Origin of the sequence: Actomonas aquatica, assembly GCF_019679435.2 — a bacterium.
GTDB lineage: Bacteria > Verrucomicrobiota > Verrucomicrobiia > Opitutales > Opitutaceae > Actomonas > Actomonas aquatica.
This window is the reverse complement of record NZ_CP139781.1, coordinates 5078347-5104462: the sequence shown is the minus strand read 5'-3', so window position 1 is coordinate 5104462 and position 26116 is coordinate 5078347. Positions and strand designations below refer to the sequence as shown.

The window sequence follows — 26116 nt, the reverse complement described above, 5'->3', positions numbered from 1 at the left end:
CCTTGGCTCCGATGACCACCACCGACGCCCTGCCGGCCGCCCTCATCGAGCCGCTCGACGACGAGCAGCAGCTCGCCGTGCTCGAAGCCCCGCGCCACGCCCGCATCGCCGCCCTCGCCGCCGCCCGCGGTGAAGCCGAAGCCGTCACCCTCGACAACGTCGCCGCCGCCGCCGGCCTCGACGTCGCTTCCGACCTGCGCGCCGACCGCCCGTCGCTCCGCCTGCTCCCCGCCCGCCTCGTCCACGAATACCAGATCCTCCCGATCGACCTGCGTCCGACCGACGCCGAGCCGCTGACCGAGGAGGAACTCGCCACCGCGCCGCTCCACCTCGCCACCGCCTGGCCGGCCGACGACGTCATGGCCGACTGGATACGCACCTTCACTCCGCGTCCCCTCGTCTGGCACCTCGCCGTGCCCGAGCGCATCCATCAGCTCATCGTCGAACACTTCGGCGTCGGCGCCGGCTCCCTCGACGACGGCGACGAGGATTACCTCGCCCCCGAAGCCGCGGCCGAGGATGCCGAGATCGTCGACGAGGACGCCGCCGTCGTGCGCTTCGTCACCGACGTCATTTCCCAAGCCGTCACCGACGAGGCGACCGACATTCACTTTGAGCCCCAGGAGGGCCAGCTCCGCATCCGCTACCGCGTTGACGGTCTGCTCGTGCCGGTGCCCGTGCCCGAAAACCTCCTGCGTTACCAGGACGCCATCATCTCCCGCGTGAAGATCATGGCCCGCCTCAACATTTCGGAAAAACGCCTGCCCCAGGACGGTCGCATCAACTTCCGCGCCCACGGCACCGTGCTCGACATTCGCGTGTCGACCTTCCCCACCATCTACGCCGAGTCCATTTCCCTGCGCCTACTCAACCAGAAGAAACAGGCCTTCTCCATGGAGATGCTCGGCATGAGCCCACAGGAGCAGGAGATCATTTCCCAGGTCCTCGATTTCCCCCACGGCATCATCCTCGTCACCGGTCCCACCGGCTCGGGTAAGTCGACCTCACTCAACGCCTTTTTGCGCAAGATCAACTCCACCGACCTGCGCATCATCACCATCGAGGACCCGATCGAATACGAGATCGAGGGCGTCAACCAACTCCAGGTGCGTTCCGAGATCGGCCTCACCTTCGCCTCCGCCCTGCGCCACGTGCTGCGTCAGGATCCCGATGTCATCATGGTCGGTGAGATCCGTGACCGCGAGACGGCCGACATCGCCATCCGCGCCTCCCTCACCGGTCACTTGGTGTTCTCCACCATCCACACCAACGACGCTCCCGGCGCCATCACGCGTCTGGTCGACATGGGCATCGAGCCCTTCCTCGTCGCGTCCTCCATCGAGTTGGTCATCGCCCAGCGCCTCGTGCGCCGCCTCTGCCCCAACTGCGCCAAGGACGAGCCGGTCAACCCGGTCAAGCTCCGCGAGAACATGCTCGTGCTCGGCCTCGACCCCGACAAACCCGAGAACCAGACCGCCACCCTCAAAGTCCCCTGCGGCTGCGACCGTTGCCGTGGCACCGGCTACCGCGGTCGTATCGGCATCTTCGAAATCTTCCGCCTCAACGAGGAGTTGCACGAACTCGTGCTCCAGCGCGAATCCACCCGCACCCTCGGCCAGGTCGCCCGCAAAAACGGCATGCGCACCCTCGGCCAATCCGGCTGGGAAAAGATCCGCGCCGGCCACACCACCATGGAGGAAGTCCTCCGCGTAGTCACCGTCACCGAAGCGTGAACCACCGGACTTTTATAAACCACGGATGGACACGGATGAGCGTCACTAACGTTCCGCTTCAAGCTTTTGATAAACAATTCCGATGCGTAGCCGGTAGGCGAAGCCATCCGTGTCCATCCGTGGTTAAAGAAAAAGCCCTGCCTCTCCGCTGATGCCGCGTTTCGCCTACACCGCCCGCGACCGTTCCGGTCAGGCCGTCGCCGACGAGCTGGAAGCGCCGTCGCGCAAGGACGCGCTGCGCCGCCTGCAGGCTCGCGGACTGCGCCCGATCAAGCTCGACGAGCGCACCGGCGCCGCCCCGCGCAAAGCCAAGAAGCCGAAGCCCGGCAAACCGGCTACCTCCACCAACACGCCCCCGTCGCCGTCGAGCTCCCGTCACGCCGGCAAGATCAAGTTTACCCGCAAGCATCGCCTGCCCTTCCTTCAGGCCGTGTATGACCTCACCTCCAGCGGTCTCTCCGCCGGTGAAGCCATCCGCCTGCTCGCCACCCGCCTCAAGGATCCCGTGCTCAAGGGCCTCAGCACCGAGGTCTGGGAACGCCTCTCCGAAGGCGCCAACCTCTCCCGCGCGCTGGTCGACTTCCCGCAGGTCTTCGACGAATCCACCGTCAACCTCATCCAGGCCGGCGAAGCCACCGGCAACCTCAACGACACGCTCAACCGCATCATCGAGCATCTCTCCGAACAGCGGGAAATGCAGCGGCAACTCGGCAACGCCCTCGCCTACCCGATCTTCATGACGGTCGTCGCCACCGGCGTGATCCTGTTCTTCCTCTTCTTCCTGCTGCCCCGCCTGCAGACCCTGCTTGATGCCCTCGGCGGCGACCTGCCGTGGTCGACCGCCATCCTCGTCGCGGTCTCCGAGTTCGCGCTCAAATACGGCCTCATTGTCATCGGCGCCGTGATCTTCTTCGGCCTGTCCCTCTGGCGCTGGCGGGTGAGTGAAGCCGGCCGCGCCGTGAGCGACCGCTGGTTGTTGCGTATGCCGCTCCTCGGCGACTTCGCCCAGAGCCAGACCGTGCTCGCCTTCAGCCAAACCCTCTCGGTGCTGCTGGAAAACGGCATCACCACCGCCGAAGCCCTGCGCATGACCGAAAAGCAGATCCAAAACCGCGTCCACCGCAGCGCCTTTGATGAGGCCACGGATCGTATCCTCGAGGGTGAATCGCTCTCGCAGGCCCTGCCCGGCACCGGCTGTTTCCCCGACCTCGTGCTCGACCAACTCGCCGTCGGTGAAAACACCGGCAACGTCGTGCCCTCGCTCAAAAAGATGGCCGTGACCTACCGCAAAAAGATCAGCGGTCAGCTCAACACCTTCACCAAGGTCCTCGCCAGCGGCGTGCTGCTCAGCGTCTTCGTTTTTGTAGGTTTCATCGCCTACGCCATGGTCAGCGCCATCTTCTCCCTGAGCAGCAGCTTCAGCATGTAAAGGCCGGCGCAGCCCGCCCGGGCCGACGCAGCGCGAGCAAGTTTACCCGCCTACGGCGGCGCCAGAGGCGACCAGGGCTCGCAGCCTACAGTGCGCGGCCGAACCCTCCACGTAGGCCGCGAGCTTGCTCGCGCTAACGCTGCCCCTCCGCCCCCCCATCTTTCTCTTTATTCTTTATCTTTATCTTTCTCCCCCACCTGCCCCTCCTGCCCCTCCGCCCTCCCGCGCGCGCCCTTCCCCCTCCCCTTCCACCAAAAATAAAAAAGACCGCGGATCCCTCCGCGGTCTTCGTCCTATCATTTTAAATACGCCTGCGCGTCAGCCTCACTGCACGTCGTAGGCCTCGACCAGCACCTGACCGGTGCCACCCGCCGCGCCCGCCACAACGACGGTGTAACCACCCGGCGGCAACCGCACCAGCACCGCGGCGTCGAGCGACGCGTCACCGGAAAAGCTGAACGCGCCCGTCGTGCCAAACGCCGTCTTGAGCGCATCGGTGCCACCCCAGTTGTCGTTCGCCGCCACCGCGAAGCTTTGCTGCAGCGGCACGATCGTCAGGCGCGGATCAGCCATGCGCCCCCCCACGTTAAACTGCTCCAGGGACGGACCCACCACGCGGATCAACATCGTCTTGGCCCCCGAACCTTCGATCACGAAACCCGGGACCAGTGCGTCATCACCGGTGCCCGAGTAACCGAGCGCCGACACATTCACCAGGCGCGTCGCCGCCCCCAGTGCTTCCGGATCGTAAACCTCCGCCAGGGCGATGCCCGAGGCCGCCGCATCCGTGGACTGGATACGCACGGTGTAGCCGCGGTTGTTGTTGCTGTTGGGCAACGCCACATCGGTCAGCAGAGCCGCGTCGAGCGAGGCCGCCGTCAGCGGGAACGCGCCCAACTGGTTGCTGGTCGTCACCAAGGTCGCCGCGTTGGCCGCGTCGCCCCAGTTGTCGTTGCTTACGACGGATTCACTCAGACCCTGCGGGATGATGTCCATCGTCGGGTCCAACAAGCCGGCCGTCAGGCCGAAGTCGATCAGGGTCGGTCCCACCGCTCGCACCACGAGCGGCTTGTTGCCGTCGCCCGTCAGCACGAAGCCCGGCGTGAGCGAGCCACCGGCCGGAATCCGACCGCGGGTCGAGAGATTGGAGAGGCGGCTGGTGCCGCCCGTGAGCGTGAGCAGAGCGGCGTCGGACTGCACCGTGTCACCGCCATTGGTCACCCGCACAAAGTAAGCACCCATGTTGGCCGCCTGCACGTTGTTCACCGTGTAGGACGCACCGGTTGCACCCGCGATCACCGCCGGCTCCGCCATCCCGGAACGGAAGACATACCACTGGTAGGTGTTGGTGCCATTGGCCGCCGGAGCATCGACCGTGAAGGTCGCACTCGCCCCCGCGCTCACATCCTGGCTCTGCGGTTGCTGCGCGATTCCCAGACCCGTCGACGCGAAGACAAAGCTGTCTTCCACCCGATCCTCACTGATGGTTTCCGCCGCTACGGTGATGGTGGCATTGCCGGCGCTCACCGGTGTCAGAATGAGGTTTGAGCCATCGACGGTCACCATCACGACGCTTTCATCGGAGCTGGTCGCACTGAAATTGAGCACGGCCTCATCGCCCGCCGCCGCCGGGTAGAGCGGCACTTCGTAAACCGAAAAAATGTTAACGAAGTTCTGCTCCGTCAGCGGACCACCGCTGAAGAAACGCAACGGCAAATCGGTCAGAATGGTATTGTAGGCAAAGGTGTTCACCAGGCCCATCGTATCCACAACCGCCATACCGGAGCCCACCGTCTTGCCGAACACACTGTAGCCGCCTTGGCCGTCAGTTTGGCCGAGACCCGTGGTATTGTCCGACGTGTTGAAATACCACTGCGAGGTGGCGGAATCGGCGACCTGCGTGCGCGCTGCGGCCAGGGTGCCCCGCTCGTTGGGGTGACTGTATTCCAAGACCACCGGATCGTTGGGCGTTTTATACTGCGGCGGGTTTTCCGGCGTGTAACCGCCGCCCTGCACGATCTCCGGCAGGTTGTCCTGCGCATCAAAAAACGCCGTGCGGTGAATGATGGTGCCATCGTAGTGCCCTGCCCGCACGTAGGTCAGGAAGTTGGCCGCGTTCAGCGGCGCGTGATCCGGCAACAGCTCCACGTCGAGCTTACCAAAGGTTGTATCGAAGCGCACAAAACCGGTGCGCTCCGTGTTCAGATCAAGATGCTCCCGCAGGTCGACGGAGACCGTGGCACCACCCACTTGACCCGATTGATCAGGGATCGCGGAGGAGACGACGGGCACGGCGCCAGTCGGCAGCGGACGATCCTGAGCGGTCAAACCGGTGGCCAGCGCGAGGGCTGCTGAGAGGAGGGCGAAGCGAAATTCGGGGCGTTTCATGGATGGAGGAAGGCAGACCACCGTTGGCCGTGTTGGTGCCGCCGCAAGGTCTCTTTTCCGCGAATCGCCAACCGCTTGCCTCAGTGCCCCGCCTCGGGCCCACGTCGCACCCTCAGGCCGACAACGCCGCGAAGCTGTCTTTGCTCATCCGCAACAGACCCTCAAATCCGTTGCCGCCCAGCGCCGCTTGCATGCGATCCTGCGCCTGCTGCCAATGCGGTGCCCCGTCGGCCAAGAGCTGCATGCCGTCTGCCGTGATCGACACTTCGCGCCGTCGGCGATCCTGCCCCACGTTGATGCTCAACAACCCCCGCGCCACCAGCGGTCGTAACGACCGCGACAGCGCCGAGCGGTCCAGCGACACCGCCTCCGCCAACTCCTGCATCGTGCCCGCGTCGAGAATGCGCGCAGCCAGCAGGATCACAAACTGCCCCGAGCTCACCTTCAGCGGTGCCAAGGCTTCGTCATACACATGCGTCACCAACCGCGCCGTGCGGCGAATGTTGAAGCAGGCACACGCTTCCGCCGCCGCCTGACATTGGGCGGCAGTGGGTTCCACGCTGGCCGGTATGTTGGATGATCGTCCTGCCATCTAAGGGGTCGTGATTTCGACCGACGATACGAGCAACTGCGCATTCAGCAACGAGGTATCACTGCGCACCGAAAACAAACGGAACTGCTCGATGCTGATGTAGGGCGCGCGCTGCGACAGCGCTTCGTAAAACTGCAGAAGATTTTCCCACGGCACCCGCGTGAGCGTGAGCTCCACTTGGTGCACCGAGAACTGCGCCGTTTGCTGCGTGCCGGCCGCACTGGAACGCAACGTCTCCGCGATGCCGGTCTGCTCCGCGATCGTGCTCAACTCTGCCGAGAGCGCCACGCTGTTGAAGGTGCGCGAGCTGTCGAGATCCTCCACCGCGGCCCGCGCTTCGGCTTCGATGCGCTCGCGGTTGTCCAACCACTGCTGCTGCGTCTGGAGGTTGCTCGAGAGCACCGTCACTTCGCGCGCCGTCGTGCCGAGCCGCTGCGTCAGATCATTCGCCCACAGCACCGCCGCGGCGACCAACAGGCCGAGCAACAAAAACTTTTCCCGGGCGTGTTTGCCCATGAACCAAGCTCTCATACCGACACCTCCTCTTCACTCGCCGGCGGCGGCATCGCTTCCTCGGGCGGCGGCGGCGCCGCCGTATCGAAGGCGTCCGGCGAGAAATTCACCCGCAGCGTGAGCGTCGCCCGCGCGCCGCGCGCATTGAGCCCGAGCGACTCGACCGACTCCGTGCCGGCCAGCTGCTGCAGGGCGTTGATGTAAACATTCACGTCGGCCTGATTGTCGGTCTCGGCCTCGATTTCCATCGTGTAGAGCCCGATCGCCCGCGTCTCCAAAAACACGATCGATTCCGGCCGCGGCTGATCCACGAGCGCGATCATTTCGAAAGGCCGCAGGCGCTGCGTGCGCAGTTCTTCGATGCGCGATGCGAGCCGCTCCGCCGTCTCGATTTCGTTCACAATCGGCGTCTGCGCGGCGACGCGCGCACGGCGGCCTTTTTGCCACAGTTCCAATCCAAATAAAGTCGCTTCGCCCAGCGCCGACAACAGCAGCACGACCAGCGCCGCCACCACCGTGCGCCACGCCCAGGTGTCGCGCACCCGCGCCCGTCGCCGCGCCGAGAGCTCGTCCTGGTCGCGCACGTCGAGACGTTGCGCGCGGTCTAGACTCAACTCGGCCTTCGCCGCGCCGTGGCGGATGTCGAGCGCGTCGTCGCCTGGTTGACCGGGATCCACTTCGAGTTCGTCGATGTCCTCCACACTGCGGCTACCGCCGCAGGTTTTGATGAGGTGTTCGCGGGCTGCGGAAATTTGGGTCTCGGTCGCTTCGTCGCTCAGCTCCACCGACGTCACGCGGGTCGGCACGCCACTCTCATCGCCAAAGTGCAGCGCGGTCAGCCCTTCGTCGCTGCGCAAAATCCACGTCGTGGCCGGAGCCGGCGCTTCGCTCGCCAGCAGCGCGCCGAAACGCGGCGCCACCCATTCGGCCTCCGCCCAGTCCTCGGTCGCGTCGGCGGTGAAACGTTTTTTGTAGGCGGCAAATACCAGCGCGCGCTCGCAGCCGGCCTTGGTCCAGTAGCCCCAGTAGAGCTGGCTGAGCGGGAACGGCGCCATGGCTTCGAGGGCGAGCTCGATCTGTTCGCGCTCGGTGCCCGCTTCGACGTCGCGCGAGACCGGCACCGAACGCACGAAGAAGCGATGGTCCGGCAACAACACGACCGAGCGTGGTCGCGTCTTCAGAACCGAAAAGCGTGAGGAAAGAGAGGGCATAGGTCTATATCTCCGGCGAGCGGCCAGCTTCCGCCAAGGACGGCGGGGCATCAATCTCGCGAATCTCCAACAGTGTAAAGGGATACTCGATATCAGGGATCTCCGATTCGTCGCCTTCGGCCGCCGCCAGTTCCGCCGCCGAGTGGCGTTGACCGCTGGAGCTGCCACCGCCTTCGCCCGCCGTATCGGTGGCATCCTCCGCCGCCTCGGCCTCGCCAGGCCCGCCCTGCTGCAGGTCCGATTCTTTGCGCGGCAAGGGATCTCCTGCCAAGATCCGCGCCCCGCCGCTGGGCGAAATCACCGTCGTGAGTCGATAAGAACTCACGCCCTGTTTGACCGTGACCATCACGCGCAAGGCCTGAATCTCCACACCAAAATCCTGCCCCCCGGCCGAGCTGCCAAACACGCCTTCCAACTCGTCGGTCGAGGTGAAGTAGCCGTTGCCGTTGCCCCGATAAACGCCCGCGCCGCGCCGATAGTCCTCCATCATTTCCTGTTGCTGCAGGTCGTAGCGCCCGATCGCGCCGAGCACCTGACCCGGCGCCGAGTTCACATTGGTGCGGGCAAAATCAAACAACGACACCGCCGCCGCAAACCGCCGCCCGTGCTCGTTCGGATACCCGTTCTCGTCGAACCACTCCTCGCGGATCACATCGATCGCACGCAACTCGCCAAAGCTGCGGATCGGCCGACCCGGTGGCACGATGGGCATCTCGCCGCGCTCATAGTCGTCGGCCTCAGGCGCGTTGAAGGAGCGCGGTTCGTAATCCTCGTGCATCCACCCCATCAGCGCATCCGCCCACAACTCGGCTTCGTCCTCCGTGCGCCCCCAGTTGATGAAGAGGTCGTAGAGCGTTTGGAAATCCAGCCGCGAGATGGAAATTTTGCCGCTCTCATCCTCGAAGATGACCTCCACCTCCATGCCTTCCGGTGGCTCGTAGCCAATCCATTCCAGCGGCTCCGCCCAACCTTCCGCCGGACTGTGCAATCCGCCCAGCGCTTCCTTAAAATCCACCAACACCGCCAGCGTGGTCTCCATCGCCGAGTAGGCTTCCTGCCGCAACCGCAGCCGATCCGCATCGCGCACCGGCACCATCAAATCGGTGCTGGCTTTCTCCATGAACAGCAGCAGCGCCGTCGTCGCGAAGACGATCGTCACCAGCACGATCACGAGCACCGATCCGCGCGTTCGCGGTCGCGACCTTGCCGAGTCTGAACTGAGGCGTGGCGTGTCCATACCTCAGAATGCCGGCAGGCCTTTGCCCAGCGCAGGCAGGCGCACGAGGGTTTCGACCTCGCGGTCTTTGTAGGTGAAGGTGAGCCGCAAGCGCGTCGGCGTGAGCAACTCGCGGTCGTCGCCGCGTTGCAGCAGCTCCTCGGTCTCCCACCGATTAAACTCCGCGTCGTAATAATCGTAACTGAGCTTCGTCACCAGCGGCGTGAGCACCATCTCGCGCGGCGCTTCATTGTCGAAGTCCTCCTCCAACGCCGACTGCCAATACAGCACCAACCCCTCGTCGCGGCGCACTTCCAACGCGCACCACACGTCTGGCAACGGCCGCTCCGGCCACTCCAGAATCCGACTGCCTTCGCGCAGCCCAAAGGTGATCAGCTCCGCCCGCCGACCAAACTCAACCTCCACCTCGGCCGCTTCGACCGCGTATTGCCCGATCCCCACCGCCGGCGGCAGCGAAGCTCCCCGCAACTCCTGCTCCAAAAACCGCGTCACCGCCCGCACGTGCTGATCGAAGAGCCGCTGATCCCGCCCGCGCCCCCACAGCTCACTCATCGAAAAAATGAAGGTGTTGAGCCCCACGATCACGAGCGCCACCAGCGCCAGCGCGACCATCAGCTCCAGCAATGTAAAACCACCGCGCCGTCTCATCGTCGCGCCTCCCGATCCCGCAGAAACTCCTCGATGCGTTGCCGCGACTCTTCACGCAACTTGTCGCGCTCGTCGTCCTCCGACCACGTGGGCCGCAGCAAGCGAAATTCCTCCACCACTTCCTCATCGTCGTGCTGCGCGTCCCCCTGCACCCGCACTTCGAAACGCACGTCAAACAGGTCGGCCACGTTGGTCGGTAATACCACCGCCCGCCACTCCACGTTGCGCCCATCAGCCGTCTGAAAATCGCCGCCCTCCTCCACCTGCTCCAAGTCGGCGATGTGGAACAGAATCTCCCGCGCAAACGCCACATCGGCATTCACCCGCGTCGCCCGTTCCGCGTGCGCGTAACCTTGCAAGACGTTCATGTATGCGCCGGCCAACACGATCGCCGCCATCAACACGATGACCATCGCCGCCATCACTTCCAGCAGGGTGAACCCCGCGTCGTTTCTGCGTCGCACGGCCGACATCAGAAACCGTCCTCCTTGTTGCGCAGCACCGGTGCGCAGGTCCACGGATCGACCTCCAGAATCGTCGGATCCACGCCGCGTTCGACGAGTTGCACGCGAAACGGCGTGCAGGTGCCGTCGCCAAAAAACCGCACGCCGTCGATCGGCCCTGCCTCCAGCAAACGCCCCCCGATCATGATGGTGCGCCCGCCTTTGCTGGTGCCCAAAAATTCGAGATCAAAGTCCATCTCCTCCGGCACCGGAAAGGTCTCCGAACCCGCCGCCGTGCTCGCCCGGAAGACCCGTTCCTCATTGTCCCAGCTCAGCCAGACCTCGGTCTCGTGCAGCAGGGCAAACTCCCGCGCCTTGCGAATTGCCTCCCACGCCACGTCCTCCGGCAGCACCTTGCGTTCGCGCAACATCGTCGACGCGCCCACCGCCAGCACCGCCGCCAGAAAACCGATCAACGCGATCACGACCATGATCTCCAGCAGCGTGAAGCCACGACGGACACGGGACGGACGGGAACTGGCCGGGAACGCGGAAAGCATGATGGCAGCGTCAGCCCCGCGGCGTGAAAGCCGAGCGATTCGTCCAGTGGGGGCGGGCAGGAAGAGACATGGAGCGAGCAGTAAGTTTCGCGCCCCGGCCGATGTCGAGAAAGGCCTCAACCAGCGCACCCCCTCTACGACGCCCCCCACCGCCCAAAGGTTTCACCCCGCCTCCAGCCCCCCCCCCGCCCCTCCTATCTTTCTCTTTATTCTTTATCTTTCTCTTTCTCCCCGCCGCGCCGCCACCTCCCCACCACCGCGCCTGGCGACGCTCCGCGTCGTCAGATAAAGATAAAGATAAAGAGAAAGACGAAAGAGAAAGAAGCCTGACCCTAGCGGCTCCCCTTTTAACGGGCTGGCTCGCCAGCCCCATCTCCCCACCGCCTTCCTTTGCGTCCTTCGCGCTCTTTGCGTTAAAAAACGCCCTGCCTCACAGCCCCCTACCTCTCAGGCACGCCCCTCACCGCCACGCGCGCGGCCTCAATCACTCCAACAACCGCACCTGTGACCCGGCCGCCAAGAACGCCCCGGCGCCATACTCCTGCCAGGTCGTCCCATCATACTCGTCCGGCGCAAAACCGATCGGCTGCACCCAGCCCAGCTTGCCCTCCGGCGTGACGCACTCGAGCAACGCCGCCCACGTGCGCTCCACCGCCGGACGATATTCCGCCGCGTCGAGCACCCCTTGATTGATGCCCCACGCCAGCGCGTAGCAGAAAAACGCACTGCCGCTCGCCTCCCCATGCGGGGCCTCCGGGTGCAGCAGATTCGCCCGCCACAGTCCGTCAGCCGGCTGGACCTTCACCAACGCCGCCGCCATTTCGCGATACAACGCCAGATATCGCGCCCGCGTCGGATGCTCCGCCGGCAATACATCCAGCAAACGCGCCAAGCCCGCGATCACCCAGCCGTTGCCCCGACTCCAGAAGACCTTCTTCCCATCCTCCGGATCGAGGAAGCGCTTATCGCGGAAAAACAGCCCCTCCGCTTCGTCATAAAGCAGGGCATGCGTGTCCCAATACCACGCGTCCATCGTTTCCAGATAACGCCCCTCCCCGGTCTCCGCCGCCAACTTCGCCAGCGTCTGCGGCGCCATGTAAAGTGCGTCACACCACCACCACAGCTCCCGCCCCACGTGCTCATCCGCCAACAGTTCATCCACCCGCGCTTGCAACGGTCCCAACTCCGCCGACGCCACGCCCATCGCATGCAACTCCAGGTAAGTCTGCCCGATCACATAATCGTCGGCATGCTCCAGTCGCGGTCCCAATTCCCAGCCGTTCCCCTCCGACCGCGCCACCGCGTAGTCCAAATACGCCGCATCGCCCGTGCTGCGGTAAGCTTCCATCACGCCGGTCATAAACGCCCCGTGCACCCATCCCCGCGGACCCCACCGATGCTCCACCGGCTGCTGCGTGCTCCAGAGATTCGCCACCTGCCAGTCGAAAACCCGACGCATCACCGCGTCCGTCGTCTCCGCTGCCCCATTCACACTCGCCGCGCCGAGCCACAGACCCAGCGCCATCAGACACAGTCGCGCACGCAGACGACCAAAAGAAACCGAAGAAACACGAGTGGGGGCAGGGGCATTAATATTCATATATGAAACCGGCTTTCAATTTCGAATTTTTCTACTGACTCCGCTATGACGAACGCAAGGTTTTGCCCCGGAATAATTATGAACCCCGACCCCATGCCCTCCCCCTCTGTGCTGCCGCGTGCCCGGTTCCCACGGTCTTTCGCCCCCCGCCTCTCCCTCCTCCTCGCCCTCGCCCTCCTCGGGCTGAGCGCCGCATCCGCCCCCTCGCTCGCCGCCGCGACACCGTCCTCCGCGGCCTCCATCGCGATCCCCGCAACCACGCCGCCCCGCGACTTCGCCGACCAAACCACCCTCACCTCCGGCTGGGACTTCGTGCGCGGTGACCTCGGCGGCATCTGGGAAACCCTGCGCAGCGACAGCCGTGCCCTCCAACTCCCCGTCTGGTCGCAGGTCACCCTGCCCCACAGCTACAACGCCACCGACGCCGTCGACCCCGACGTGCCCTACTACCAGGGCCCGGCCTGGTATCGCACCACCCTCGACATCGCCAACCCCCACCCGGGCGGCCGCACTTTGCTCCACTTCGAGGGCGTCGGCCAACGCGCCCAGATCTGGATCGGCGACCAACTCGTCGACACCCACGAGGGCGGCTACGACGAGTTCATCGTCGACATCACCGCCGCCGTCGCCGCCTACCGCGCCAGCGCCCTGCCCGACCTGCCCGCCGCCGACTACCGCATCCCCGCCGGCCGCATCCCGCTCGCCGTGCGCGCCGACAATTCCCGCGTGCTCGAGGCCATGCCCTCCGACCTGAGCGACTTCAACCTCTACGGCGGCATCTACCGTCCGGTGCACCTCGTTTACCTGCCCGCCGCCGGCCTCGCCCGCGTCCACGCCGCGCCGACCTTTGATGCCACTTCCGGCCAATGGTCGCTCGATCTGCGCCTGCGTTTTATCGCCGCCGATCCGGCCAACGCGTCCCACCACCTCGCCGTCCGCATCGTCGCCCCCGACGGCTCCACCGCGGCCGAACTTCAGCAGTCCCTCGCGCCCTCGACCGATCTCCAATCCCTGCCCACCATCGTCCTGCCCGACGCCCACCGCTGGTCGCCCGACTCCCCTCACCTCTACGGCGTGGACGTCACCGCCACCGCGCCCGACGGCTCCACCAGCCACGTCTGGACGCGCTTCGGTCTGCGCACCTTCGAGTTCGTTGAAAAAGGTCCCTTCAAACTCAACGGCGAACGCCTCCTCCTGCGCGGCACCCACCGCCACGAGGACCACGCCGGACTCGCCGCCGCCATGACCCCCGACCTGCAGGAGCGCGAGATGCGCCTCATGAAGGAGATGGGCGTGAACTTCATCCGCCTCGGCCACTACCAACAGTCGCGCCGCATCCTCGAGCTCTGCGACGAGCTCGGCCTCGTGGTCTGGGAAGAGATTCCGTGGTGCCGCGGTGGTCTCGGCGCTGAGGCCTACCAGGCGCAGGGCAAAGCCATGCTGCGCGCCATGATCGACCAACACTTCAACCACCCGAGCGTCGTCCTCTGGGGCATGGGCAACGAGAACGACTGGCCCGGCGACTTCGCCGAGTTCGACGAGGAGAAGATCCGCACCTACATGCGCGAGCTGCACAACCTTTCCCACGAGCTCGACCCGTCGCGCGTCACCGCCATCCGTCGCTGCGATTTTTGCAAAGACATCGTCGACGTCTATTCCCCCTCCATCTGGGCCGGTTGGTATCGCGGCAAGTTCGTCGAATACCAGGAGGTCTCACGCAAGGAGATGGAACGCGTGCCCCACTTCCTCCACGTCGAGTGGGGCGGCGACTCCCACGCCGGCCGCCACGCCGAAGATCCCTACATCCCGCTGCGCGACCTCGAGACCGCCGGCGCGGCCGACGAGCGTGGACTCGACTTCATGAGCATCGGCGGCGCCGCCCGCGCCTCCAAGGACGGCGACTGGTCCGAGACCTACATTGCCGACCTCGTCGACTGGCACCTCAAGGAGCAGGAAAACATGCCCTGGCTCACCGGCACCGCCATGTGGCCCTTCAAGGACTTCTCCACTCCGCTGCGCCCCGACAACCCCGTGCCCTTCGTCAACCAAAAGGGCGCCGTCGAACGCGACCTCACCCCCAAGGAGATTTTCTACGTCTACCAGTCCTATTGGTCCACCGAACCCATGCTCCGCATCTACGGGCACTCCTGGCCGGTCCGCTGGGGCAAACCCGACGCCACCCGCTGGCTCAAGGTCTACTCCAACTGCACCGAGGTGGAACTCTGGCTCAACGGCACCTCCCTCGGCAAACGCACCCGTGACGCCCAGGACTTCCCCGCCGCCGGCCTGCGCTGGTCGGCCAAATTCCTGCCCGGCATGAACCACGTGCGCGCCGTCGGCACCGCCGCCGATGGCACCACCCACACCGACGAGCTCACCTTCCGCAACGAGACCCGCGCGTGGGGCGCCCCTCATCACCTGCGCCTGCAGGAACTGCCCGCCACCGCCCCCGGCCGCGCCCGCATTCAGGTTGAGTTGCTCGATGCCAACGGCGTCGTCTGCCTCGATAACCGCGACTTCGTGCGCTGGAACCACGCCGGTGACGGCCGCCTCATCGCCGACCTCGGCCTCGCCCGCGCCTCCCGCCGCGTGCAGTTCGCCAACGGCCGCGCCGAGATCGAAATCGAGCTCCCGCCCGCCGGCCGCGCCGTGGTCAGCGCCGCCGCCGAAATCCCCGGCGTCCCCAGTTCGCTGATACATCTCACCGGCCCCGATCACGTCGTAAGCCGCCCCCTCTCCCCCGCCGCGACCCGCGAGCTCGTCGCCACGATCGACCGCGAGCGCATCCTGCGTCTCGCCGACGCCGCCCTCGCCGCCGCGCCGATCAACTTCCGCAGCGTCGCCCTGCCCGACCACGCCATCACCGCCGGTGCCCAGCCCGGCGACTTCCTCTCCATGGGCGACTACTGGTGGCCCAACCCCCACACGGCCGACGGCCTGCCCTACGTGCGCCGCGATGGCGAGAGCAACCCCGACGCCTTCTTCGCCCACCGCCTGATGATGCGCGAACTGCGCAACCACGTGGCCTCCCTCGCCGCCGCCTACGACCTCACTGGCGACGACCGCTACGCCGCCGCCGCCACCGCGCAGCTGCACGCCTTTTTCGTCGATCCGGCCACGCGCATGAATCCGCACCTGCGCTTCGCCCAGGCCATCCCCGGCGTCACGCCCGGCCGCGGTATTGGCATTATCGATACACTGCACCTCGCCGAAGTCGCTCTCGCCGCCCGCGTCCTGCCCGCGAGTCCCGCCCTCGACGCGACGCGCCAGTGGTTCGCCGACTACCTCGCCTGGATGCTCACCTCGAAAAACGGTCGCGACGAAGCCACCACCCTCAACAACCACAGCGTCGCCTACTGGCTGCAGGTCGCCGCCTTCGCCACGCTCACCGGCGAAACCACCGCGCTCGACCGCGCCCGCACCGAGTTCACCACCGTGCTCCTCCCCGGCCAACTCGCGCCCGATGGTTCCTTCCCGCGCGAACTCGTCCGCACCAAACCCTACGGCTACGCCATCTTCCAATTGGACAACGTCGCCCTGCTCACCGAGCTGCTCAGCACGCCCGAACAAAACCTCTGGGAGTGGTCGTTGCCTGACGGACGCAGCGTCGCCGCCGCCGTGGCCTTCATGGCCCCCTACCTCGCCGATCGCGAAGCCTGGCCCTATCCGGCCGACGTCGCCCATTTCACCACATGGCCCGTCCGGCAACCGGCCCTCCTGCTCGGCGGCGCCAGCCTCGGCCGCCCCGACTACTTAAAACTCTGGCGACAGCTCGACCCCGACCCGACGAACCTCGAAGTCCGCCGCAACATGGCCGTCACCCAGCCCCTCCTCTGGCTCAACCGCTAACCGAATCGCGCACTTTCGTGCATCCCCGTCGGCCCCACCTCTTTCTCTTTATTCTTTATCTTTCTCTTTCTCCCCGCCGCGCCGAGCCGAGCCGCCATCTCCCCACCGCCCATCGCGACGCTCCGCGTCGTCAGATAAAGATAAAGATAAAGACGAAAGAGAAAGAAGGCTTTCCCTGAGACCGCCGACGCCTGTCCCACGGCCGGCACACGCACCGGCCACCACACCGTCCTGGTGTAGCAACGGCCGTCTCGGCCGTTCCATGCTGCCTCTCAGATCGTAGCGGCTGCTTCAGCTGCCGTCTCAACCTGCCCCTCCGCCAGCCAGCGCTCGGCCTACCTCAACTCACTCCCAATTACCGATATCGTCGTCGTTGCCCGCCGTCATATCGGGCCCCTTGGAGAACAGGTCGTATTTGCCCTTATTCTTCTGGCCCGGGAAACGATACTCATAGGGCTGCTGCCACGGATCGAGCGCCAGCTTGTCGAGATACGGCCCGCGCCAGCCCTTCACGTTGCCCGGGTTGGTGATCAGAGCCTCCAAACCCTGCGCCGTCGTCGGGTAGTTGCCGGTATCAATACGATAAGCCGTCAACGGGCTCTCCATCGTCGCGGTCACAAACAGCTTCGCCGCCGACTCCTGACCACGCGACAGGTCGCCGCCCACATTACGCACCAGCACGGCGACGAGCAGACCGAGGATGGCGAGCACCACCATGATTTCGAGCAGCGTGAAACCCTTGGTGGCAGCGGAACGGAGACGGGAGGAACGATCGGAGAAAGTCATGGAAAACGAGAGGTAAGGAAGGAGAACAGGTATTGTCGAGACACGCCTCGAACAGCCTATTCCCTCCAGACGCCCCCGCGTCACAAAAGTTTCACCGGCCCGCTCCACCACGCGCTCACCGCCCCCGTTACACCGGGCCAGGCGACTGAAAGAAAATGAAAGTTTAAGCCCCGGGCCGACCGTCATTTACAAGCCGCGCCCCAGGGCCCAACCCCATGGACCCATGACTCGCCGAGAAATGCTCCGTCTGGGTGGTGCCTCCTTTGCTGGCGCCTTGCTGTCCCGCTCTTTCACCTGGGCCGCGCCCGAGTCCTCCCCCGGCTCCGCGAGCCACCTGTTTTTCGCCCCCGCCGACCTGCCGCGCATCCGCGCCAACACCCGCACCCCGCTCCTGCAACCCCTCTACGCCGCCTGGCAGGCCGAGGCCCCCGACGCGATTCCGACCGCCCTCGATACCTTCGAAAACTCGGGCAACATAGTCCGCGATTTCGCCACCGTGCTCACCGCCCTCGAACACGCACTCACCGTGCAATTGGTGGAGCCGACGCCCACCCGCGAAGCCACCCTGCTCGACGCCATCGAGCGCATCATCGCACGCCCGCATTGGGACTACTTCCGCGACGGCGGCGAGGAAGTGCTCGGCATCCAACGCGCCTCCTACTCCACCGTGCGCCTGCTCTACGCCCGCGAGGTGTTGGGCGATGCCATCTCGCCCGAGCTCGATCAACGCCTCCTCCAAGCCATCGCCGACAAGGGCTGCGCCGCCTGCTTCGCGACCGTCAACGACATGGACCACCCCGAGACCGTGAAGGGCTGGGACTTCGACACCGCGCACGCCGATTTTTATGACCTCACCATGGAGCGCTGGCCCGAAATCCTCGGCGCCAACAACCTCCGCTCCGCCCCCACCGGTGCCCTCGGTCTCGGCGCCCTCGCCCTGCGCGGACACGATCCGCGCGCCGAGCAATGGCTCGACACCGCCGTCGCCAGCACCCGCCGTTTCCTCCAACTCTTCTCCGCCGACGGCAGCTACTTCGAAGGCCTCAGCTACCTCGACTACTCCATGCGCACCGCCATGCCCTTCATCGTCGCGCACCGCCGCTTGGTCGGCGACGTCGACTGGGATCAAGCGGTCAACTGGGACGGCATGCTCGACTACGTGCTCACCATGCAACTCGGCCGCACGCCCGACGGCGGCGCCGACATCGTCAACTTCAGCGACGCCCGCGGCAGCGCGTTTCCCGGCTGGGTGTGCGAAGTCGGCACCATCACCGGCACGCCCTACGCCGGCACCCTCGCCACCTACGCCGCGCAACCGCGTTGGTTCTACGACTTTCTCTGGTATCGTCCCGACGTCCTCACCGCGCCGCTCCCCGACCGCCTGCTCAACCACCGCAACGACCTCAACTGGGTCCTCTGCCGCAGCGGCTGGCAGCCCGACGACGCCGTCCTCGCCTTCAAGAGCGGCGCCCCGGCCAATCACGAACACGCCGACCGCAATCACTTCATCTACAAAATCCACGGTGAACGCCTCCTCCACGACCACCTCGGCGCCGCCTACGACCGCCGCACCGATGGCTGGAAAATGCGCTTCACCCGCGGCCACAACGGCGTGCTGCTCGACGGTCGCGGCCACCACTACGTCGATGGCGAACACGGCACCAACGAGAGCCTCGCCTACGCCAACCTCATCGCCTACGCCGACCACGATGGCCACATCTGGTGGACCAGCGATGCCACCGCGGCCTACGGCGTCGTCAACGAATCCGCCAAGCAGGTCCTGCGCACCGTCATCTTCGCCAAACCCGACGTGATCGTGGTCTTCGACCAGATCCAACTGCGTTACCACGAACAAACCTTCGACGCCCGTTTTTACCCCGACAACGCCGACGGCGCCGCCCGCCTCAGCGTCGACGGCCCCCGCTTCCGCCTCGACCGCCCCGCCGCCTCCCTGCACGGCCTCGTCGCGTCCTCCGCCGCCTCCGCCACGCCCCGCCTCGCCCGCTTGGAAGTCCTGCCCGAAACCGGCGACTTTCCCTGCGTCGAAGTGCATGCCCCCGCCGCGCTGAGCCATCACGTCGTCACGGTCCTCGCCGCCCGCAAAGCCGGCGAAGCCCTCCCGCCCAAACTCGAGGCCGCCTCCGCCGACGGCACCTGGACCCTCACCGCCGACACCTTCCGCGCTCGCCTCACGCCCGGCCCCTTCGCCCCCACCATCGAGATCGGCTAACCGACTTCGCCGCGCCGCACGCGCTCGAATTACAGCGTCACCATCCGACAGAAAAAGTTTTTGCCCCGACTTTCTCCGTAAGGGGTTCGCTGTTTCCGCCACGCGACGATTAGCACATCGGTCTGCGCCCGATCGGATTCGTAGAAGAACATCTGCACCTCAGCACGGCCGCGGATTTCCCCCACCGCAGAGCGAGGCAACTCGACCGCCGGCAGCAAAGAGCGCGCAAGCTGCAGATGGCGCGCGTCGACCACGTCCTCCAACGTGCGGTGAAAATGCACCCCGCCTTCGGTGTCCACCGATCCCGCCAACCACACCGCCGCATCGTAGCGAATGTCAGCAATGCGCAACCACGTTGAACCGTAGTTCTGCGACAGGAACTCGCGCGGCACCCGATCATTCTCCGCCAAAGTCTCCGCCTCGGACCAATGCGAAGTCGACGGAGCGAAGGACCGGCAACCCACCGTCGCCAGAACCCCCATCCCCACCACGACGAGGGTGCCCCATTTGATCCACGCGTTGCGCATGGGTAGACCTTTTGCCCGTCGCCGCCCCCATCCACAAGCAGATCCATCGGGTCCTTTCCCCGGTCATACGCCGGCGTTTCTCTCCGCATCTGCGCTTGTCGCCACCTCACTCGCCCGTAAGTCTCCGCACCGGCTGTGGTCCCGTAGTTCAATGGATAGAACCGCGGTTTCCTAAACCGTTAATCTGGGTTCGATTCCCAGCGGGGCTACCAGGCCGGCGCGCTTTGCGTCACTCCTCCGCCGCTTTTTCCGGCGGACGCGGCAAAGGCTCCAAGGCCCGCGTCGCCTTCAACGCGATCGATTCCAACAACGCCCGCCGTTGCGCCGCCCCCGCCTCCAAAGCCACCGGCGCCCGCCGCAACTCCAGCGCCTCGCCCACCCGCACCAACAGCCCCCAGCCCGCCGGAATCTCCGCCTCGGCGAAGATGTCGTCCTCCACCACGAGGTAGAGAAAATCCGCGCTGCGATAGCGTAGCATCTTGGAGAATTTGGTCCCCGCGATCACCCGTCCCTGCACCGTCGCGATCTCCGCCAACAGGTCGTGATAGGCCTTGTGCTCCAACCCGCTGAAATCCCAGGCGTCGTATTCAGGAAACAATGACTCGCCTCGCCGCAAGTCCGGCCGATGCGCGCCGATCAAGGCCTCCAACTCCTCCCGTCGCTGCAACAACGCCGCCAGCTTCTGTCGCGTCGCCCCGTCGTCATGCGCATCCTTCAACAGATCCGCCCGCGCCTGCTTGCACTCAAACACCGCGGTCTTCGCCTCCGCCCCCCGCCCCATCGCGACCACATCCGCCCGGTAACCGCTCTTGGGCACCCGCACCTCCGCCGCCGCGATGGCCAAGCCCTGCTCCCGCGCCCATTCCAGCGCCAGGCGCTTCAACTCGCGGTGAGCTAGGGTTTCGGAACTCGGCATGCCCTCCACTCCGGCGCACCCCGTGCCAGCCCGCAATCCCTAGGCCGGCAGGTATTCGAATTTGATCACCTCAACGTCTCCCCGCTGTGCGTCACACACGATCGTATACCCCTGCGGCACCGGCACAAACAGCGTGCGCCACGCACCCACGCCCGTGTTGCGTTTGATGTCCCACGCCGAGAGCGACAGCGTCTCGACCACATAAAAGTGATTCGCCCCAGTCGCCGTTTTCACTTCGAAGCGAATCCAACCGCCCGACTCCGCGTTCTGTGACCAAGGCACATTGAGTTGAATAAACGCGGTCGCATTCGCCATCGCCGGCGGCAGGGAGGAAGGCACTTTGGATTTCGACATGACGGGATAAATCCCATGCCAGAACCCCGCCCCGCCGTCGACCCGTTACCACCCCGACCCGACCCGTCGGCGTGTCCCTAGGTGGACGCGGACGTCCCCGGCCGCGTCGCCCTGCCCGTCCGCCTCCTGCCCGTCGGCCTCCCAACCTCAACTGATCAAAAGCAATCGCGGCGGCGCCCCGGCCGGCGGACTCGGCGCGCGGTGCACGCAAGGCGGCACCGGACTCCCCGGACACTGATTCGCGATGCGCCACATGTTGCCGAACCCAAAAGCAAACGGCACCGCCCCCGCCGCCGCTTCGTAGTGTAAATCATAATACTGCTCCCGCAGGTAGGCCCGAAACCCGTCGTCATCCGCCCCCCCATACTCGGCCAACAACGCTGCCCGCACCGCCGGGATTTCCGTGCACAACAACGCGTCCGCCGTGCGCAGCCCTTCGCTCGACGCCGTCGTGTAGCTGCACAAGTAAGTATCCACGATCACCGGCGCCGCATCCACGTGCCATGACTGCACATCGGTGCTCACCGGCCCGCCCGACTCGTCCCGAGTGAGTCGACCAAAACAGTCCAGCGACGGCTGCAAGCCGTGCTGCGTCAGCCGCCGCAGGTCCTCGATCAACACCGCCCGCGCCTCCCGCCCTCGAGCTCCCAAGGACAGCGCCATCAGGTCCTCCTCATCCAGCGTCGTGATGTCATCGCCGCCCCCCAGTGCGACCACCTGCGCCACCACTTCGCCGAAGTCGCCCGCCAGTTCCCGCGGCCAGCACAAGGCATTCACCGCCCCCGCAAACGGCGTCGCCACCAGCTCGGCGAAGCTGTTCACCACCTGCACCTCGGCAAAAGCGGACCACGGATGAGAAAACGACATCCCCCAGCCACACCTCATTTCCCCCGCCTACTCCACCCTCAATTTCCCTCCACCAACCACCGCAATGCCTCAAATCACATGTTCGTAATACGAACATCGGGACTATTTTAAGGAGCAACCTACCCCAAATGTTCGTATTACGAACATTTGAGGACGCGCCGACGCCGCGAACAAGCGAGAGGCGCGAAACCCGCGAGGCGCGCGAGGCGCGAGCGACGTCGGAGGGGCGCCCCTCGTTCGCGGCCACCTCGTCTGTTCCCGCGCCCCCCAAGCGCTGCTGCCCTCCCGTCGCTCTGCGTTAAGCATTGCTGTTAATCGACTGCACAACCGGTCTGCCCGCCCCGCGGCCTTGCCCCGTCCGCGCTCCGCCGCCTGCCTCATACCCGTTACCCGCAACCCTCCCTCTACCCATGAAATCCGTCCTGCTCGGCTCCTTCCTCGCCGCCCTCGCCTTCTTCATATGGGGCGCCGTCTTCTACACCGTGCTGGGGGTCCCCGGCTCTGTGCTCAAATCCACGCCCTCCGATGTGGGCCCGGCCCTGCTCGCCAGTTTCCCTGAGAACGGCACTTACTTCGTGCCCGCCATGGGCAACATAGAAGAAGCTCAGGAACTCATGACCCGCGGGCCCGTCGCCACCGTGCACATCCAGCGCGAGGGCCTTACACCCATGGACCCGATGCTCATGGTGGGCGGCTTCCTCCACGGCTGGGGCTACGCGCTGCTCCTTGCTTTCCTGCTCAAACAAATCTGCAAAAAGAGCGGCTACGGTGCCCGCGTCGGTTTCGTCACCCTCGTCGGCCTCACCGCCGCCTTCGCCACCCGCATCAGCGACACCATCTGGTGGCACAAGTCCATGGACTGGCAGCTCAGCGAACTCGCCTACCTCACCATCGGAAGCATCGTCATCGGCCTCGTCCTCGCCAAGTTCATCAAGAGCCCGGTGACGTCGACCCGGGCCTGAGTCCCGCTGGTCAATTCAGAGCCTCCACTCGTCAATCGCCGCTCGAACCCGGCAGGGCCCGCGGCAGGAAACAGGGTGACCGACTTGTTCGGATTCCCCCGTTCCCTCGCCCATGAATTCCTTCGCCGCGCCTCGTTTCGTCATCCCGCTTTTTTGCCTGCTCACGCTCACCGCCCCTGCTCAGGTCGTGGTGCACCACTTCGCGGGCGGCGAGGCCGACACCGCCTCCGCCGGAGACGCGCTCAGCTCCACGCTCATTGACTCCGGTGCCACCGGCACCGACCTGTCCGAGGCCGGCAGCGGCGGCACCTTTTCCTCCAATACCCGCGGGAGCGCGTCGTCCCTTTCCTACCAATTTGACGGTTCCAACTATTACAGCGGGGCCCTCGACACTTCGCTCTCCAGCAGCGCCAGCTTCGGCATGGAGGCTTGGATCAATGCCTCCAACACCACGACCGGTCAGATGATCGTTTACAACGGCAACTCCGGCACCAACGGCATCGGCCTCTACTTGAACGGCAACACCATCGACGTGCTCCGCGGCGGTATCGCCCTCAACCCGGTCGGAATCATCGAGGCCGGCTCCTGGCACCACGTCGCCGTCGTATGGGACAACGGCGCGCTCACCGGTTACCTCGACGGCAATGCCAACTTCTCGGCCTCATCCCAGAGCTTCGATCTGGTCGGCGGAGCCCTGCTGATTGCTGGCAACAATGCCTCCCTCGAGCTCTTCCAAGGCTTCATCGACGATGTGCGCATCTTCACCTTCGAAACCGGCACCTTCGACACCTCCATGCTTCATCTGAGCACCTCCGCCGTGCCGGAACCCACCACCTACGCCACACTGCTTGGCCTCGCCGGCCTCGGCCTCGCGCTCTGGTGCCGCCGCCCGGCACCAACCCAGGCCGCCTGACCCAACTTCAACCCGCCACCGGCACCTCGCGAAACGCCTGCCGGTAGCGCCGCGAAAAATATCCCGGCGACAATCCCACTGCGTGCGCCACTTCGGCCCGCGTGTTGAGGCGACCGGTGGCGATCAGCTCCCGCCCCTTCTCCAACCGCCGCCGCAACAGCAGCTCCGCCGGCGACTGCCCAAAATGCTCGCGCACCCGCCGCCGTAGCTGCCGCTCGCTGTATCCAAGATGTCGCGACATTGCCGTGACATCAAAATCCGGCTCCCGCAGATGGGCCGCGAGACAGGCCTCCAGACTTTCGCGCCACGCACTGCCGTTGACCGCTTCCTCCGTCCCCCACGGCACCCGTGACCGCAGCCGCTGCAACAGCTCCGCCACCGAAAACGGCTTCGCCAGATAATCATCCGCCCCCGCCTGCAGTCCTTCCACCCGATGGTCGACCGAGCCCTTGGCCGAGAGCAGCACCAACGGCACCGCCCGCCAACGCGCGCAGCCTTTCAGCCGTCGGCACAGTTCCAGACCGTCCACGTGCGGCATCATCACATCCGAAACGATGATCTCCGGCGCATATCCCTCCAACCCCTCCCAAGCTTCCTGACCATCCACCGCTTCGCTCACGGTGTAGTAGGGATCCAGGTTCATGCGCAGGTAGGCCCGCATGTCGGCATTGTCCTCCACCAGCAGCAGCCGCGGCCGATGCGCCGCAAACTCCACCAATCCCACCGGCGTCGCCGTCGCGACCGTGCCGCCGACCGTGTGCGGTCGCGGCTCCGCGCCCGCCGAGGTGTCGATGTCGTCGGGGTCGAAGTGCTCACAGCCCAGCAACAGTTCGAAGTAAAACACGCTGCCCGCGCCCGGCTCACTGTGCACGCCGACCGTGCCGCCGTGCATCTCCACCATTTCGCGCGCCAGCGCCAGGCCGATGCCCATGCCTTCATGGTCACGACTCATGCTGGTGTCGGCCTGAAAAAAGCGTTCAAAAACCCGTCGCCGCGTCGCTTCGTCCATGCCAGGGCCTTCATCGGCCACCTCCACCCGCACCCGCTCGGGCGCCGTGCCTTCCGGCGCATCCATTTCCTGAATACGCACGGTCACGCGCCCACCTGCCGGTGAATACCGCACCGCATTGGACAGCAGGTTGGTCATCACCTTTTCCAACTTCGAAAGGTCGAAAAACACCGGCAGCGCCGTCGGGGCCGCCAGGTCGATGCGCACCTCTTTCGCCGCTGCCGCGGCGGTGAGGGCATCGATCTCCACCCGCGCGAACTCCACCAGATCGTGCCGGTTCACCTGCATCGCGAAGGTGCCGGCATCGAGTCGCGCCAGGTCGATGAGCTCGGAGATCAGTCCGCCCAGCCGATCGACATTGCGCAGCACCCGCCCCACCACCGCGCCCGCATCCGCCAGCGCCACCCGTTCCTCCGCGAGGTCGACCAGCGGCCCGCGAATCAGCGTCAGCGGCGTTTTAAACTCATGCGTGAGGTTGGTCAGAAAGTGCTGCTGCAACCGATGCGCTTCCTCCGCCGCATCTTTCGCCCGCCGCACTTCGCGCTCCGCCTCCAGCCGCCCGGTGACATCCCGGAAGTTGTTCACCAGCGCATTCACCCGCGGATCGTCGGTGGCGTTGATCACCGTGCCTTCGAGGTAGATCCAGTGCCCTTTCTTGTGTTTAAAACGCACGATCTCGGTCTCCACGATGCCCGGCGCCTGCGCGAGGTGATGAAAGCGCGGCATCGCTCGCGCCAAGTCATCCTCGTGGCAGAAATCGAAGAGGTTCTTGCCCTCCATTTCCCAACTTTCCCAACCGTGGATGCGTTTGTTGGACGGCGACTCCCACAGGATGTTGGCGCCCGTATCAAACAGGGAAATACCTTCCGCCGAGCGCTCGATCAGCGCGTGAAAATGCTGCCCTTCCAGCCGCGCCCGCTCGATCGATTCCTGCGTCGTCGTCACGTCCTCCACGTCGATCACCCACGCCCCGTCACCACGCTCGGGCACCGCCGCGAGCACGCGCAGGCGCCACCACCGCGCCTCGCCCTTCTCCTGGCCGCGCACCAACCGCACCGCGCCGCTCGGCAGCTCCGCCGTCAGCCACGCCAGCACCGCCCTGGCTTCCTCTGTCACCACCCCCAGTTGCTCCAACCACGAGGTCGAGGCCACCGCCTCCAGCACCCCAAAGCGTCGCTCATAGCTCGGATTGGTCTGCCAGCAACGGGCACCATCGACGATCAAGAGGCACAGAGCGGAAGCGTTCCAAAACGGATGGGCGGCGAACATAGGGCCAAAAAGGGGTAACGGGTTGAGGACGAGAACCTAGGCGATCGCGGAGCGCAACTCCACAGCACGAGTTCCGGAAC

General features: G+C 65.5%; 21 protein-coding genes and 1 tRNA gene. 7 read left to right on the top strand and 15 right to left on the bottom strand.

What is annotated here, in order from left to right; translation table 11 throughout:
- Nucleotides 1–11 precede the first annotated feature (11 nt).
- Both K1X11_RS19505 and K1X11_RS19500 read left to right on the top strand, forming a co-directional pair.
- The gene (locus tag K1X11_RS19505; RefSeq protein ID WP_221029579.1) at nucleotides 12–1733 is read left to right on the top strand and encodes a GspE/PulE family protein; all 1722 of its coding nucleotides are present in this window, start codon (nucleotides 12–14) and stop codon (nucleotides 1731–1733) included.
- 151 nt (nucleotides 1734–1884) lie between these two features.
- On the top strand, nucleotides 1885–3162 hold the full coding sequence (locus tag K1X11_RS19500) for a type II secretion system F family protein (RefSeq protein WP_221029580.1): 1278 nt from the start codon (nucleotides 1885–1887) through the stop codon (nucleotides 3160–3162).
- 324 nt (nucleotides 3163–3486) lie between these two features.
- Here the strand turns inward: K1X11_RS19500 and K1X11_RS19495 are convergent, their stop codons facing one another.
- The 9 genes from K1X11_RS19495 to K1X11_RS19455 form a co-directional block, all read right to left on the bottom strand.
- Nucleotides 3487–5550 (bottom strand): peptidylprolyl isomerase, encoded by a 2064-nt coding sequence (locus K1X11_RS19495; protein ID WP_221029581.1) that lies wholly within the window; start codon nucleotides 5548–5550, stop codon nucleotides 3487–3489.
- Between the two features lie 112 nt (nucleotides 5551–5662).
- Nucleotides 5663–6109 (bottom strand): MarR family winged helix-turn-helix transcriptional regulator, encoded by a 447-nt coding sequence (locus K1X11_RS19490; protein ID WP_221029582.1) that lies wholly within the window; start codon nucleotides 6107–6109, stop codon nucleotides 5663–5665.
- A gap of 33 nt (nucleotides 6110–6142) precedes the next feature.
- Complete coding sequence (locus K1X11_RS19485) at nucleotides 6143–6673, bottom strand: hypothetical protein (protein ID WP_221029583.1); 531 nt, start codon at nucleotides 6671–6673, stop codon at nucleotides 6143–6145.
- Entirely contained in the window at nucleotides 6670–7866 is a 1197-nt protein-coding gene (locus K1X11_RS19480; RefSeq protein ID WP_221029584.1) for a hypothetical protein, read from the bottom strand. The genes K1X11_RS19485 and K1X11_RS19480 overlap by 4 nt, the downstream gene beginning before the upstream one ends.
- Before the next feature lie 4 nt (nucleotides 7867–7870).
- Nucleotides 7871–9103 (bottom strand): type II secretion system minor pseudopilin, encoded by a 1233-nt coding sequence (locus tag K1X11_RS19475; protein ID WP_221029585.1) that lies wholly within the window; start codon nucleotides 9101–9103, stop codon nucleotides 7871–7873.
- 3 nt (nucleotides 9104–9106) lie between these two features.
- Nucleotides 9107–9751 carry a PilW family protein gene (locus K1X11_RS19470; RefSeq protein WP_221029586.1) on the bottom strand — a complete coding sequence of 215 codons (645 nt, stop codon included), beginning with the start codon at nucleotides 9749–9751 and terminating at the stop codon, nucleotides 9107–9109.
- Nucleotides 9748–10215 (bottom strand): PilW family protein, encoded by a 468-nt coding sequence (locus K1X11_RS19465; protein WP_221029587.1) that lies wholly within the window; start codon nucleotides 10213–10215, stop codon nucleotides 9748–9750. The genes K1X11_RS19470 and K1X11_RS19465 overlap by 4 nt, the downstream gene beginning before the upstream one ends.
- An 8-nt stretch (nucleotides 10216–10223) precedes the next feature.
- On the bottom strand, nucleotides 10224–10754 hold the full coding sequence (locus tag K1X11_RS19460) for a type II secretion system protein (protein WP_221029588.1): 531 nt from the start codon (nucleotides 10752–10754) through the stop codon (nucleotides 10224–10226).
- Between the two features lie 484 nt (nucleotides 10755–11238).
- Nucleotides 11239–12279 carry a glycoside hydrolase family 88/105 protein gene (locus K1X11_RS19455; protein ID WP_221029589.1) on the bottom strand — a complete coding sequence of 347 codons (1041 nt, stop codon included), beginning with the start codon at nucleotides 12277–12279 and terminating at the stop codon, nucleotides 11239–11241.
- 168 nt (nucleotides 12280–12447) lie between these two features.
- Here K1X11_RS19455 and K1X11_RS19450 point away from each other — a divergent pair, with 168 nt between their 5' ends.
- Nucleotides 12448–16203: an alginate lyase family protein gene (locus K1X11_RS19450; protein WP_221029590.1), complete on the top strand. Its 3756-nt coding sequence runs from the start codon at nucleotides 12448–12450 to the stop codon at nucleotides 16201–16203.
- A gap of 345 nt (nucleotides 16204–16548) precedes the next feature.
- On the opposite strand, the gene gspG is transcribed toward K1X11_RS19450, so the two are convergent.
- Entirely contained in the window at nucleotides 16549–16989 is a 441-nt protein-coding gene (gspG, locus tag K1X11_RS19445) for a type II secretion system major pseudopilin GspG (protein WP_221029591.1), read from the bottom strand.
- A gap of 223 nt (nucleotides 16990–17212) precedes the next feature.
- On the opposite strand from gspG, the gene K1X11_RS19440 reads away from it, so the two are divergent.
- On the top strand, nucleotides 17213–19219 hold the full coding sequence (locus K1X11_RS19440; protein WP_221029592.1) for a heparinase II/III domain-containing protein: 2007 nt from the start codon (nucleotides 17213–17215) through the stop codon (nucleotides 19217–19219).
- Nucleotides 19220–19248: 29 nt separating this feature from the next.
- Here K1X11_RS19440 and K1X11_RS19435 read toward each other — a convergent pair whose 3' ends face one another.
- Nucleotides 19249–19746 carry a hypothetical protein gene (locus tag K1X11_RS19435; RefSeq protein ID WP_221029593.1) on the bottom strand — a complete coding sequence of 166 codons (498 nt, stop codon included), beginning with the start codon at nucleotides 19744–19746 and terminating at the stop codon, nucleotides 19249–19251.
- A gap of 137 nt (nucleotides 19747–19883) precedes the next feature.
- On the opposite strand from K1X11_RS19435, the gene K1X11_RS19430 reads away from it, so the two are divergent.
- Nucleotides 19884–19958: transfer RNA gene (locus tag K1X11_RS19430), tRNA-Arg, on the top strand.
- Between the two features lie 17 nt (nucleotides 19959–19975).
- Here K1X11_RS19430 and K1X11_RS19425 read toward each other — a convergent pair.
- The 3 genes from K1X11_RS19425 to K1X11_RS19415 form a co-directional block, all read right to left on the bottom strand.
- A complete protein-coding gene (locus K1X11_RS19425) occupies nucleotides 19976–20662 on the bottom strand; it encodes a hypothetical protein (protein WP_221029594.1) in 687 nt (228 codons plus the stop codon).
- 39 nt (nucleotides 20663–20701) lie between these two features.
- The gene (locus tag K1X11_RS19420; protein ID WP_221029595.1) at nucleotides 20702–21016 is read right to left on the bottom strand and encodes a hypothetical protein; all 315 of its coding nucleotides are present in this window, start codon (nucleotides 21014–21016) and stop codon (nucleotides 20702–20704) included.
- A 147-nt stretch (nucleotides 21017–21163) separates the two neighbouring features.
- On the bottom strand, nucleotides 21164–21883 hold the full coding sequence (locus tag K1X11_RS19415; RefSeq protein ID WP_221029596.1) for a hypothetical protein: 720 nt from the start codon (nucleotides 21881–21883) through the stop codon (nucleotides 21164–21166).
- A gap of 410 nt (nucleotides 21884–22293) precedes the next feature.
- Between K1X11_RS19415 and K1X11_RS19410 the strand changes: the two genes are divergently transcribed.
- Nucleotides 22294–22845, top strand: coding sequence for a hypothetical protein (locus K1X11_RS19410; RefSeq protein WP_221029597.1), 552 nt, complete (start codon nucleotides 22294–22296; stop codon nucleotides 22843–22845).
- A 112-nt stretch (nucleotides 22846–22957) separates the two neighbouring features.
- Nucleotides 22958–23758 carry a LamG domain-containing protein gene (locus tag K1X11_RS19405; protein WP_221029636.1) on the top strand — a complete coding sequence of 267 codons (801 nt, stop codon included), beginning with the start codon at nucleotides 22958–22960 and terminating at the stop codon, nucleotides 23756–23758.
- Between the two features lie 7 nt (nucleotides 23759–23765).
- On the opposite strand, the gene K1X11_RS19400 is transcribed toward K1X11_RS19405, so the two are convergent.
- Complete coding sequence (locus K1X11_RS19400) at nucleotides 23766–26036, bottom strand: ATP-binding protein (RefSeq protein ID WP_221029598.1); 2271 nt, start codon at nucleotides 26034–26036, stop codon at nucleotides 23766–23768.
- Between the last annotated feature and the right edge of the window lie 80 nt (nucleotides 26037–26116).